This is a genomic window from Frateuria sp. (genome assembly GCF_013362045.1).
GTDB lineage: Bacteria > Pseudomonadota > Gammaproteobacteria > Xanthomonadales > Rhodanobacteraceae > Frateuria_A.
Map to the genome: position 1 here is coordinate 1 of NZ_JABFWW010000164.1, position 11,413 is coordinate 11,413.

Here is an 11,413-nt window from a genome sequence, read left to right on the forward strand (position 1 = left end):
CAGCACCACCGCGCCGACCAGCACGAAACCCTGCGAGGACGGCGGCGAGGCGGCGTCCCAGATCGTCATGCTGGGCGGGACGATGTTCGGCCACATGCCCACCACCAGGCCGATGAAGCCCAGCGCGAAGAAGCACAGCGCCAGCACGAACGGCTGCACTTCCCGGTTCCTCAGCACCGCCCGCCACAGCAGCACGGCATTGAGCACGGTAAGGACCGGCACCGGCGACAGGTAGAGCAGGTGCGCGCCGGTGAACCAGCGCTCCATCAGCTTCGAATCCAGGAACGGCAGCCATGCGCTCACCATCAACATGAAGCCGATCACCGCCAGCATCAGCGGACGGGTGAGGTCGAAGGCGATGCGCTGCAACCGGCCGTCGGTCTTGAGGATCAGCCACGCCGCGCCCAGCAATGCGTAGCCGAACACCACCGCCACGCCGGTCATCACCGCGAACGGACTGAACCAGCCGAACGCGCCCTGCACGTACTTGCCGCCGGTCAGCGGCATGCCCTCGACCAGCGCGCCCAGGATCAGCCCCTGCGCGAAGGCGGTCACCACCGAGCCCACGCTGAAGGCCACGCCCCACAGCCAGCGCGAGGTGTGCGCCTTGAAGCGGAACTCGAACGCCACGCCGCGGAAGATCAGCGCGATCAGCATCGCCAGGATCGGCAGGTACAGCGCCGACAGCACGACCGCGTAGGCCTTGGGAAAGGTCGCCATCAGGCCCGCGCCGCCGAGCACCAGCCAGGTCTCGTTGCCGTCCCAGATCGGCGCGGCCGTGTTCATCATGTGGTCGCGCTGGTGCTCGTCGTCGGCGAACGGCAGCAGTATTCCGAGGCCAAGCACGAAGCCGTCCAGCAGCACGTACATGATCACCGCGAAGCCGATGATGAAGAACCACACCACGGGAAGAATGGTCGCCCAGTCCATCGTCAGTCCTCCATCGGGTCGTCCGGCGCCGACAGCGGCCGCGCCGGCGTGCGCTGGCGGTCGCCGTGCACAGGCGTGGCCGGCTCGCGCTGCGGTGCCGGCAGCGGGCCGTCGCGGAACAGCTTGAACAGGTACCAGGTGCCGGCGCCGAAGATGCCGATGTAGACCACCACGAAGGTGACCAGCGAGGCCAGCACGCTGCCCACGGGCAGTTTGGTCGCCGCCTCCGACGTGCGCATCAGGCCCTGTACCACCCAGGGCTGGCGCCCCACCTCGGCGACCCACCAGCCGGTCAGCAACGCGACGAAGCCGGAGGGGATCATCACCACCCACGCTTTCAGGTACCAGCGTCCCGAGAACAGCGTGCCGCGCTTCCAGCGCCACAGCCCGACCAGCGCCAGCGCCAGCATCAGCAGGCCCAGCCCCACCATGACGCGGAAGGAGAAGAACGGGATCTTCACCGGCGGCCGTTCGTCGCGCGGAAAGTCCTTCAGTCCCTTGACCTCGCCGTCCCAGGAATGGGTGAGGATCAGGCTGCCCAGGTGCGGCACCTCCACCGCGTAGCGGTTGGTCTCGGCCTGTTCGTCGGGCCACGCGAACAGCGCGAGCGGCACGCTGCTTTCGGTGGTCCAGCGCGCTTCGATCGCAGCCAGCTTGGCCGGCTGGTATTCGCGCACCTTCAGCCCCGCCATGTCGCCGATCACGATCTGGATCGGGATGACGATGGCGAGAAACGCCAGCGCCAGCTTAAGCATCACCCCGGCGCGGTCGACGAAGCGCCGCTTCAGCAGATAGACGGCCGAAATCCCGCCCACGACCATCGCGGTCGAAATGAACGCCGCCAGCACCATGTGCGGCAGGCGCACCAGGAACGAGGGATTGAAGATCACCTGCCACCAGTCGGCCGGATAGAACACGCCGTCGCGGATGGCGTAGCCGGCCGGTGTCTGCATCCAGCTGTTGGCCGACATGATCCAGAACGAGGACAGCAGCGTACCCACCGACACCATGCAGGTGGCGAAGAAATGCATGCCGTCGCTGACCTTCTTCCAGCCGAACAGCATCACGCCCAGGAAGGTGGCCTCCAGGAAGAAGGCGGTCAGCACCTCGTAGTTGAGCAGCGGCCCGACCACGTTGCCGGCCACGATCGAGAAGCCGGCCCAGTTGGTACCGAACTGGAAGCTCATCACGATGCCCGACACCACGCCCATGCCGAAGGCGACGGCGAAGATCTTCAGCCAGAAGAAATACAGGTCGCGCCACAGGTCGGTGCGCTTGACCAGCCACACGCCCTCGATGAAGGCCAGCCACGCCGCCGTCCCGATGGTGAAGGCGGGAAACAGGATGTGGAAGGACATCACCCACGCGAACTGCAGGCGGGACAGGAACTCCGCGGTTGGCATGCTTCACTCCCGCTGGGAAGGGCATCACCGACTATAGACGTGCGGCGCGTGATGGCCGCGGCATCGCGACAGGCTGCCGCGCGGCGGGGTGTCGCAGGTGCTGTCCGGCGCACTCGGGAAGCACGAGACCGCAAGCGCCGCGCTTCACCTGAATCCTCACCCGCTCTCGGAGGGCGAGGGATTCGGGCATGGGGCTTGAGGCAGGCGCTTCGATTCCGCCTTGCGGTATGCGCTCAGTACGAACTGGGGGTTGGCAAGGCGTTTAAGCCCTTCTCCCCTCGTGAGAGGTATTGGGAGAGGGTTCGAGACCACTGGATCGCCTCGCCTCACCGAACCCTCCTCGCCTTCGGGCGCTCGTCCCGAAATCAGGAGTGATGACACCAGGCACGCGCTGGTCTCAGCGCCCGCCCCACACCCGCGCCAGATCCTCCGGCTCCTTCGGCACCGCCGCGGTGAGTACCACGTTGCCTTCGGCGCTCACCGCCACGTCGTCCTCGATGCGGATGCCGATGCCGCGCCAGCGCTCGGCCACAGCGTGCAAGTCCGGCGGCACGTAGATGCCGGGCTCCACCGTCACCACCATGCCGGGTTCGAGCAGGCGCGCCTGGCCGTCGACGCGGTAGTCGCCCACGTCGTGCACGTCCAGCCCCAGCCAATGCCCGGTCTTGGAGGGAAAGAAAGTCTTGTAGGCGCCGCTCTCGATGGCCAGGTCCGCGCTCCCCCTGAGCAGGCCCAGCGCACACAGGCCCTCGGCGATCACCCGCACGGCCACGTGGTGCGCGGCATCGAACGGCTTGCCCGGCGCCACTTCGTCGATCGCCGCCTGCTGCGCGGCCAGCACCACCTCGTACAGCGCGCGCTGCTCGCGCGTCCAGCGGCCATTGACCGGATAGGTACGGGTGATGTCCGAGGCGTAGCAATCGACCTCGGCGCCCGCGTCGACCAGCAGCAGGTCGCCGTCCTTGAGCAGCGCGCGGTTGGCCAGGTAATGCATGGTGCAGGCGTTGGCGCCGCCGGCGACGATGGGCGCAAACGCAGGCACCGCACCGCGGCTGCGCATCACCCGCAGCAGTTCGGCCTCCACCTCGTATTCGAAGCGGCCCGGCCGCGCCACCGCCATCGCGGCCAGGTGCGCCTCGGTCGCCACCGCCGCGGCCGCGCGCATCAGCTTGAGCTCGCCGCGCGACTTGTACAGCCGCAGGTCGTGCAGCAGGTGGCCCAACGCCACGAACTCCTTCGGCACCACGCCGCCGCCGCGCAACTGGCGCAGGCGCCGCATCCAGCCGAGCAGGCGCGCATCGAAGTCCGGTTCGCGGCCGAAATGGCAATACACCCGCGCCCGGCCTTCGATCATGCCGGGCAGGATGTCGTCGATGTCCTCGATGGGAAAGGCGTCGTCCATGCCGTGGACGCTCACCGCACGCTCGGTGCCGGCCACCTCGCCATGCCAGCGCTCGTGCGAGGGATCGCGCTCGCGGCAGAACATCACCACTTCGCCATGCGCGCGGCCGGGCAGCAGCGCGAGCACGGCGTCGGGTTCGGGAAAGCCGGTGAGGTAGTGGAAGTCCGAGTCCTGCCGGTAGGGCCAGGCGGCATCGGCGTTGCGCATGCGCTCGGGCGCGGCGGCGACCAGCAGCGCCGCATCGGCGCCCGCCATGCGCATCAGCTGGCGCCGGCGGCGCGCGAACTCGGCCGTCACGACGCTCAATGCAGTGTGTCGTCCGCCTGGCGCCGGGCGCCCTGGCATTCGGTGAACAGCAGCATGGCGCCCATGCGTACGAACTCGTGCACCTCGATCAGCGCGTCCTCGTCCTCGTTCTCGTCGCCGAAGTCGAATGCGGACCCGGCGATGGTGGTGAGGTCGCGGAGGATCTCCTGCGCCTCGTCGGACAGTTGCGCGTGAGTGCCGGCGCCACCCAGGCCGAAGCCGCCGATGAAACCGCGGCACCACTCCACCATCGCTTCGGCACGCTCGGCCAGCGGACGATCGTCGGCCGGAAGCAGCGCCTCGAAACCCAGTTCGGGGTCGGCCAGCTCGCCGCGTGCCTGCTTGGCCAGGCGATCGAGCAGCGCCTGGTCCTGCGCCGACGGCGCGGTGCCTTCGCCCTCCAGCTCGAGCGCGGCCAGCAGCGGCTGCCGCCCGAGCGCGCCGCCGCCGGCCAGGAAGCCGCACAACGAACCGTGCAGCTCGCTGGCGTCGGTGCCCAGTTGCAGCCGCACGATGGCGGCGTCCAGCTCGTCATAGCCGACCAGGTCATGTGGGGTCATCGGAATGGGCCCGGCAAGAATGGCTGCCAAGTTTAATGCAGCGCCGCGCGCTGCAACGGACGGCAACAGCCGCTTGGTGGGCTGCGACCTGGATCGCGCAGCGCGACGCTTCCATGGACGTATCCCTTGCTATAGTTTCACGCCATGAGCACGCCCGATCCCGTCCAGCAGGAATTGGCCACCCTGAACCAGCAGCTGGACCGCCTGCTGGAGCTCGTACGCCGGCTGCAGGAGGAAAACCGCAGCCTGCGCCACAGCCAGGAGCAACTGGCCAGCGAACGGGCGGGCCTGATGGCGCGCAACGACCAGGCGCGCAGCCGTGTCGAGGCGATGATCCAACGATTGAAAGCCCTCGAGAACAACGGCTGATGAGCAGCACGCCCACTTCCGCCTCCGAACCGGTCGCACTGCGTCTGCTCGACCGCGAATTTCTTATCGCCTGCGCACCCGAGGAACGCGAGGGCCTGCTCGAGGCGGCCACCTTCCTCGACCGCAAGATGCGCGAACTGCGCGCCAACGCCAGGACGCCCGGTTTCGACCGACTGGCGGTACTGGCGGCGATCAGCATCACCCACGAATACCTGGGCCTGCGCCGGCAGCACGACGGCGCTGATCGCAGCGTGACCGACGGGCTCGCCGCGCTGCGCCGCAAGCTTGAAGCCGCACTCGACGCGCCGGTAAGATAGTCCCCGGCGTTTTCTGCGGTGTGCGCCAGCACACTCTTACATTTGCCTTGTTCCTACATACGACCCCGGGTCGGTTTCACATGGCTGTTGTGCATGTCCGCCGCGAGCGGAAAGCCTCTAAGGCCATGGTGCCCTCCCACCTGATCCAAAGGGATCAAGGTCGTTTGGTGTGCAGCGGCATCGCGGTTGACGCCACCCATTCCCCGCCGCCGGCCGACGTTGACGCCAACGTCGGCCGGTGATGCGAGCGGCGCCGCCGCGCCACCCGTCAGGAGAGGCGCGATCGTGGACGCCACCGCCCAACGCCGCGAACTGCGCCAGCATCTGTCCGCCCAGCGGCGCGCGCTCGCGCCGGCGCAGCGCATCACCGCTGCGCAAGGTCTGCGGCGCAGCCTCGAACAGCTCCCCGAATACCACACCGATGCCCGCGTGGCCGGCTACTGGGCCTGCGACGGCGAGTTGCCGCTCAACCTGGTGATTCCTCCCCTGGCCGCGCGCGGCCAGCGCTTCCTGTTGCCCATGCTGGGCGAGGACAACCAGCTGCGCTTTGCGCCCTGGGCGGCCGGCGAGCCGGTGCAGCCGAACCGCTTCGGCATCCCCGAACCGGTGGCGCCGCGCGAATGGTTCGCGCCGTTCCAGCTCGACCTGGTGCTGGTGCCGCTGCTGGGCTTCGACCGCCATGGCCATCGGCTGGGCTACGGCGGCGGCTGGTACGACCGCAGCTTCGCCTTTCTCGGCGACCAGGTGCGCCCCACCGAACCGCTGCTGGTCGGCGTCGCCTACGACTTCCAGGAACTGCCGGTGATCAAGCCGGAAGCCTGGGACGTGCCGCTGGACTTCATCGCCACCGACCGCGAGCTGATCGACTGCCACCCGGAAACCCACTGATGAGCACGCGGCCCTACACCCACTGGCTGATGAAGTCGGAGCCTGACACCTTCTCCATCGACGACCTGAAGCAGCGCAAGCGCGAGCCCTGGGACGGCGTGCGCAACTACCAGGCGCGCAACTTCATGCGCGACGGCATGCGCAAGGGAGACAAGGTGTTCTTCTACCACTCCAACTGCGCCGAGCCGGGCATCGCCGGCATCGCCGCGGTGGCCAGCGAGGCCTATCCGGACCCCAGCCAGTTCGATCCCAGGAGCAAGTACTTCGATCCTGCCAGCTCGCGCGAGAACCCGCGCTGGTTCCTGGTGGACGTGAAGTACGTACGCAAGTTCAAGCGCGTGGTCACGCTGGAGGAACTCAAGAGCCAGCCCGCGCTGGCCGACATGGCGCTGGTGCGCAAGGGCAACCGGCTGTCGGTGATGCCGGTGGACGCGCAGGACTGGGAGTTCATCCTGGCGCTGGAATGAGCGTGCAACCTCCGGCCGCTTGGCCGGGGCCGACTTTGAAACCTGCGGAACCCTTCCATGAGCAACGAAAAACGCCTCGCCGGCGAAGCCGCCATCCGCTACGTCGAGGACGGCGCCATCGTCGGCGTCGGCACCGGCTCCACCGTCGCCTACTTCATCGACGCACTGGCGCAGATCAAGCATCGCGTCCACGGCGCGGTGTCCAGTTCCGAGCAATCCACCGCGCAGCTGAAGAAACACGGCATCCCGGTGCTGGACCTCAACGCCACTGGCCCGCTGTCGCTGTACGTCGACGGCGCCGACGAATGCGATCCGCACAAGCGGCTGATCAAGGGCGGCGGCGCTGCGCTGACGCGCGAGAAGATCATCGCCGAGGCCAGCGCGCAGTTCGTCTGCATCATCGACGCGAGCAAGCGCGTGGACCTGCTCGGCCGCTTCCCGCTGCCGATCGAGGTGATCCCGATGGCGCGCAGCCTGGTCGGCCGCGAGATCGTCAAGCGCGGCGGGCAGCCGGTCTGGCGCGACGGCGTGGTCACCGACAACGGCAACTGGGTGATCGACGTGCACGGCTGGCAGATCACCGATCCGGTCGCGCTCGAAGCCGAGCTCAACCAGGTCCCCGGCATCGTCACCGTCGGCCTGTTCGCGCGCCGGCCGGCCGACGTGGTGCTGGTGGGCGATCGCGAGATGTGAGGATCCGCTCCCTCCCCCCATCGGGAGAGGGAGCGAGCCTCAGGCCGTGCGCAGTCCGCTGCGCCCCACGCGCAGGTGCCGCGTGGCCTGGCGTGCCTCCTGCAGGCGGCGCGCATGCGCGCTCAACAGGTCGCCGCGGGTGATGATGCCGACCAGCCGGTGCGGAGCATCCTTGCTTACCACGATCAGGCGGCCGACCTGCTCGGCCACCATGTGGTCGGCCGCCTCGCGCAGCGAGTGGTCCTCCTTGACCATGATCGGCGGACGCGTGATCAGGTCGCCCAGCGTCAGCGTGTAGGACCATTGCGGATCGAGCAGGCTGCGCCGGGTCAGCACGCCCTGCACCTGGTTGTGCTCGTCGATCACCGGATAGCCCTGGTGCTGCGCCTCGGCCGAACCCTCGCCGAGCCAGTGGCGCACCTCACCCAGGGTCTGGCTGGTGCGCAGGGTCGCCACCTTGCGGGAACAGGCATCGCCCACCGCCACCTGGTCGAGATAATCGGCCGCGTACTCGGATGGCACGCGCACGCCGCGGCGGGCGATCTTCTCGGTCATGATGGTGTTGCGCATCAGCAGCGCCGAGATCAGGTAGGCCGCAGTGCAGCCGCCCAGCAGGGGCAGCAGGCCGGCCGGCTGGCCGGTGGTTTCGAATGCGAACACCACCGCCGTGAGCAGCGCCCGCGAGGCGCCAGCGAAGATCGCCGCCATGCCCACCAGCGCCGCAATCCGCGGATCGATGCCGAAGTGCGGCAGCATCGCGGCCAGGCCCAGGCCGATCAACGCGCCGAGCGCCCCGCCGATGGTGAACAGCGGGGCCAGCGTTCCGCCCGAGGTGCCGCTGCCCAGCGAGATCGACCACGAGATGAACTTCATCACGCACAGGAAGAACAGCGTGTGCAGGGTGAAGCGGCCGCTGACGATGCCCTCGATGTTGGTATAGCCCACGCCCAGGGTCAGCGGCGCGAAATAGCCGACCACGCCCACGGCGATGCCGCCCAGCGCGGGCCACCACATCCAGTGGATCGGCAGTTTCTCGAACGCGTCCTCGATGCCGTAGACGATACGCGTGACACCGACGCTGATCAGGCCCAGCAACGCACCCACACCCACGTAGCAGGCCAGCGCCACCGCACCAGGCTCGGCCAGGTCCGGCATCGCGAACACCGGCGAGGTGCCCTGGAACGCGTAGCGCACGGAGGTGGCCGCCACCGTCGCCAGCGCCACCGGAATCAACGACCGCGGGCGCAGTTCGAACAACAGCAATTCGACCGCCAGCACGACCGCCGCCACCGGCGAGGCGAACACCGCCGCCATGCCGGCCGCCGCGCCGGCGGCCAGCAATACCTTGCGCTCCCCGCCGGTCACGCGCAGCAGCTGGCCGATGAACGAACCGAGCGCGCCGCCGGTGGCAATGATCGGTCCCTCGGCGCCGAACGGGCCGCCGGTGCCGATCGCGATCGCCGAGGAAACCGGCTTCAGGAAGGTAATGCGCGGCGGGATCTTCGACTCGTTGAGCAGCACCTGCTCCATCGCCTCGGGAATGCCGTGCCCGCGGATGGCGCGCGACCCCCAGCGCGCCATCGCGCCGACGAGCAGGCCGCCGATCACCGGAACCACGATCACCCAGGCGCCCAGGTGGTGGCCTGCCGGGGAGGAGAACTCGCTCGACCAGCGGCCATAGAACGCCAGGTTGGTGACCAGCCCGATCAGGCCCGTCAGCACCTGGGCGATGAAGGCGGCAGCCACGCCTAGCACGATCGCCACCGCCGTGATGCGCAATACCCGGCGATCGATCAGGGTCGACCGACGCGGCATGCGGGTCGCGTCAAGGCTGACCCCCAGGGCAGGGGACAGGGGCAAGGCATCCGTGCTGCCTTCCAGGCGCACGCCCGGCGGGGGTGCCGGCTTCTCGATGGGAGATGTCATGGGAAAACCGCAGAGGAAAGCGGGGATTTTACGCTTGCGGGCCCGAGAACCGAAGAGCTGGTGGCGATGGAGCCTGCGCTCGCTGTCTCGCTCACTGCCACCCCCGCGAAGAGCTGCCAGCCGCGGTCGACGAAGGCCCGTGCCGCCTGCGATCAACCCGGCCTCGCCGGCAAGGGATCCTTGAGCTGCTGCGTCCGTCCGTCCGGACGCAGCCATCCGATGAAGCGCAGCAGTCATCCACCATGGGCAACGGCATGGAGCCGCCGACAGGCGAGTTTCGGACGATCATCCGATCTGCGGGTCAAAAAGTATGAGGCTGATCCGACTTGCCTGCGGCAGGGAGCGCATCCGGACCTTGCCGCCAAAAACCATGGCGCGGTCCTTGAGGCCGCTCAGCCCCAGGCCGCTCCCTCCCAGCACGGGAAAAAGATCGTCCCAGTGCACCCTGCTCAACCGCTCATAGTCGGCGCGGCTGTCTATGCAGAGCACGGCCCAGCGGCGCCCCCCAAACGAACCGCTGCGCAGGCGCAGCCGGATACCGCTGATGTTGCGCTTGGCACAGGCCAGGGCGATCGCTTCGCTGGCCAGGCGATAAAGCGTCATGTGGATGCTCGACGAAAGCTCGTCCAGACCGGTGCCGTGAATATCGCACCAGTATGTGATGCCCGCTTCGTCCAGCGCGCGCGGCAGGGTTCCCTCGCGCAGGACGGCCGGCAATCCGCGTTCCCGCCAGGACAGCGGATAGAGCGAATCGGCCAGGCGATGCATCTGGTGCTGGGCCACCGCCGCCTGGTGATAGTAGGTGCGCTCGTCGGCCCCGGGCGTCAGGCTGCGGAGACGGCCGAGCATTTGCGTATAGGAGGCCTGAATGGCTCCGCTCATCTGTTCCAGCGCATAGGACGTCTGCCGCAGTTGCATCTCGTCCAGGTAGACGTTCCGCTGGGCCAATGCGAGCGCCAGGCGGGCATCGGATTTCTCTCGCTTCTCGCGTTCATTGAGAACCGCGATGCGACCGCCCAACAGCATCATGGTGGTGATGGTGAAGGCGACGAACACCTGTGCGTGCAGCGTATCGGGGTCAAAATGCCTCGGCATCGTAAGCACCACAGCGATGCTTGCAGCAGCACCGCCAACCGCCGCTCCGCGCCATCCATGCCGCACGGCCAGCCATACGACCGGCAAGAACATGGCGACGCGGGCCTCCTGGCTCGTCGCCCCCGACGCACCCGAGGCCAGCCATACCAGCAAGGCCAGCGACGGCAGCAGCAGGCACGCGGCGTCCATCACCAGGCGGCTTTCCGCCAACCTCGACCAGAGCCGATGGGTTCCACCACCAAGCAATTCCTCCCGCACCATGAGCACCAATGGAGCCAACGTAAGGATGCCGAGGAAGGAACCGACAAAGTAGAAGCCTGCAATTTCTTTCCGATCTGGAAGAATCACTCCGGCAGGCAGGCGCATGAGCGCAAGAGTGGCCATGTCCACAGCTGTCCAGATGACGGAGGCGACCAACGTGCACAGCAACAGCAGATTGATATTGGTCGAGGCCTTCGTTGGAAAGATCCGGCGCCGTTCCCTGCACCAGCGAGCCACCGGCATCATGAACAGCATCGGCGGCACCATGAGGGAAACGCCCCAAAGCCAGCCATACTGGCTCGAATTTTCGACGCCGGTGTACACCAGGGGACCGGTCTCACCGACCAGCAGCGCGGGCCAGTACCGATAGGGCACCAGCAGCAGCGCGCTGAGACGAAGTCCCGCAAAAGGGAACCAGTGGGCGAACGATACCTGCCGCAGGAGGGCGGACACCAGCGCATACGCGATGGCGACGGCCACCTGTTGCACCCAGATGTTTGAACCAATCCTTTTCAGCATCTCCCTACTCCCGGCATGAGTGACCGGATTGCTCAACCGGCGACGCATGGGCATCGACATGCTCCCATCGGGAACAATGGGAGATGGAAGATCCAGTGAAACCAATGGCGCGCCAAGCCATTTTTTCGCCGCCAATCGTAACCCAACTCGCGTGCCGTTCCCTTCGTTGACCAGGCCTTGCCGGTGTGGCCTGCGTCGCAGGATTGGTATCCATACGCTGTGGTGCCACGCAATGTCCGGCGTTCCGGTTTTCACCCGTCATGCATGCAAAAAGAGG

At 67.6% G+C, this 11,413-nt stretch carries 11 protein-coding genes and 1 other RNA gene; 6 read left to right on the top strand and 6 right to left on the bottom strand.

From position 1 onward, the window contains the following. From cydB to HOQ08_RS07905, 4 genes are all read right to left on the bottom strand, one after another. Positions 1-930, bottom strand: a 930-nt coding sequence (cydB, locus tag HOQ08_RS07890) for a cytochrome d ubiquinol oxidase subunit II (protein ID WP_291193044.1), incomplete at its 3' end; no start/stop codon positions are given. Positions 931-932: 2 nt separating this feature from the next. After that, complete coding sequence (locus HOQ08_RS07895; RefSeq protein ID WP_291193047.1) at positions 933-2,333, bottom strand: cytochrome ubiquinol oxidase subunit I; 1,401 nt, start codon at positions 2,331-2,333, stop codon at positions 933-935. Between the two features lie 397 nt (positions 2,334-2,730). Beyond that, positions 2,731-4,080: an aminopeptidase P N-terminal domain-containing protein gene (locus tag HOQ08_RS07900; RefSeq protein ID WP_291193049.1), complete on the bottom strand. Its 1,350-nt coding sequence runs from the start codon at positions 4,078-4,080 to the stop codon at positions 2,731-2,733. Continuing rightward, a complete protein-coding gene (locus HOQ08_RS07905; RefSeq protein ID WP_291193051.1) occupies positions 4,038-4,601 on the bottom strand; it encodes a UPF0149 family protein in 564 nt (187 codons plus the stop codon). The genes HOQ08_RS07900 and HOQ08_RS07905 overlap by 43 nt, the downstream gene beginning before the upstream one ends. A gap of 144 nt (positions 4,602-4,745) precedes the next feature. On the opposite strand from HOQ08_RS07905, the gene HOQ08_RS07910 reads away from it, so the two are divergent. The 6 genes from HOQ08_RS07910 to rpiA all read left to right on the top strand — a co-directional run bounded on the left by HOQ08_RS07910 (position 4,746) and on the right by rpiA (position 7,335). Continuing rightward, complete coding sequence (locus HOQ08_RS07910) at positions 4,746-4,970, top strand: TIGR02449 family protein (protein WP_291193053.1); 225 nt, start codon at positions 4,746-4,748, stop codon at positions 4,968-4,970. Then, entirely contained in the window at positions 4,970-5,287 is a 318-nt protein-coding gene (locus tag HOQ08_RS07915) for a cell division protein ZapA (RefSeq protein ID WP_291193055.1), read from the top strand. Before HOQ08_RS07910 ends, HOQ08_RS07915 begins: the two co-directional genes overlap by 1 nt. Positions 5,288-5,294: 7 nt before the next feature. Then, positions 5,295-5,480: non-coding RNA, 6S RNA (gene ssrS / locus HOQ08_RS07920), on the top strand. A gap of 92 nt (positions 5,481-5,572) precedes the next feature. Then, the gene (locus HOQ08_RS07925) at positions 5,573-6,175 is read left to right on the top strand and encodes a 5-formyltetrahydrofolate cyclo-ligase (RefSeq protein ID WP_291193057.1); all 603 of its coding nucleotides are present in this window, start codon (positions 5,573-5,575) and stop codon (positions 6,173-6,175) included. After that, positions 6,175-6,642, top strand: coding sequence for an EVE domain-containing protein (locus tag HOQ08_RS07930; protein WP_291193059.1), 468 nt, complete (start codon positions 6,175-6,177; stop codon positions 6,640-6,642). Before HOQ08_RS07925 ends, HOQ08_RS07930 begins: the two co-directional genes overlap by 1 nt. A gap of 57 nt (positions 6,643-6,699) precedes the next feature. Beyond that, positions 6,700-7,335: a ribose-5-phosphate isomerase RpiA gene (gene rpiA, locus HOQ08_RS07935; protein WP_291193061.1), complete on the top strand. Its 636-nt coding sequence runs from the start codon at positions 6,700-6,702 to the stop codon at positions 7,333-7,335. A gap of 39 nt (positions 7,336-7,374) precedes the next feature. Here rpiA and HOQ08_RS07940 read toward each other — a convergent pair whose 3' ends face one another. Together HOQ08_RS07940 and HOQ08_RS07945 are read right to left on the bottom strand one after the other, a co-directional pair. Continuing rightward, positions 7,375-9,261, bottom strand: coding sequence for a chloride channel protein (locus HOQ08_RS07940; RefSeq protein ID WP_291193063.1), 1,887 nt, complete (start codon positions 9,259-9,261; stop codon positions 7,375-7,377). Between the two features lie 285 nt (positions 9,262-9,546). Beyond that, the gene (locus tag HOQ08_RS07945) at positions 9,547-11,136 is read right to left on the bottom strand and encodes an MASE1 domain-containing protein (RefSeq protein ID WP_291193065.1); all 1,590 of its coding nucleotides are present in this window, start codon (positions 11,134-11,136) and stop codon (positions 9,547-9,549) included. Between the last annotated feature and the right edge of the window lie 277 nt (positions 11,137-11,413).

Bases quoted from the DNA above. Each gene is read 5' to 3' on its own strand.
- HOQ08_RS07895 (WP_291193047.1), bottom strand. From the start codon at position 2,333: ATGCCAACCGCGGAGTTCCTGTCCCGCCTGCAGTTCGCGTGGGTGATG.
- HOQ08_RS07900 (WP_291193049.1), bottom strand. From the start codon at position 4,080: ATGCCAGGGCGCCCGGCGCCAGGCGGACGACACACTGCATTGAGCGTC.
- HOQ08_RS07905 (WP_291193051.1), bottom strand. From the start codon at position 4,601: ATGACCCCACATGACCTGGTCGGCTATGACGAGCTGGACGCCGCCATC.
- HOQ08_RS07910 (WP_291193053.1), top strand. From the start codon at position 4,746: ATGAGCACGCCCGATCCCGTCCAGCAGGAATTGGCCACCCTGAACCAG.
- HOQ08_RS07915 (WP_291193055.1), top strand. From the start codon at position 4,970: ATGAGCAGCACGCCCACTTCCGCCTCCGAACCGGTCGCACTGCGTCTG.
- HOQ08_RS07930 (WP_291193059.1), top strand. From the start codon at position 6,175: ATGAGCACGCGGCCCTACACCCACTGGCTGATGAAGTCGGAGCCTGAC.
- rpiA (WP_291193061.1), top strand. From the start codon at position 6,700: ATGAGCAACGAAAAACGCCTCGCCGGCGAAGCCGCCATCCGCTACGTC.
- HOQ08_RS07940 (WP_291193063.1), bottom strand. From the start codon at position 9,261: ATGACATCTCCCATCGAGAAGCCGGCACCCCCGCCGGGCGTGCGCCTG.
- HOQ08_RS07945 (WP_291193065.1), bottom strand. From the start codon at position 11,136: ATGCTGAAAAGGATTGGTTCAAACATCTGGGTGCAACAGGTGGCCGTC.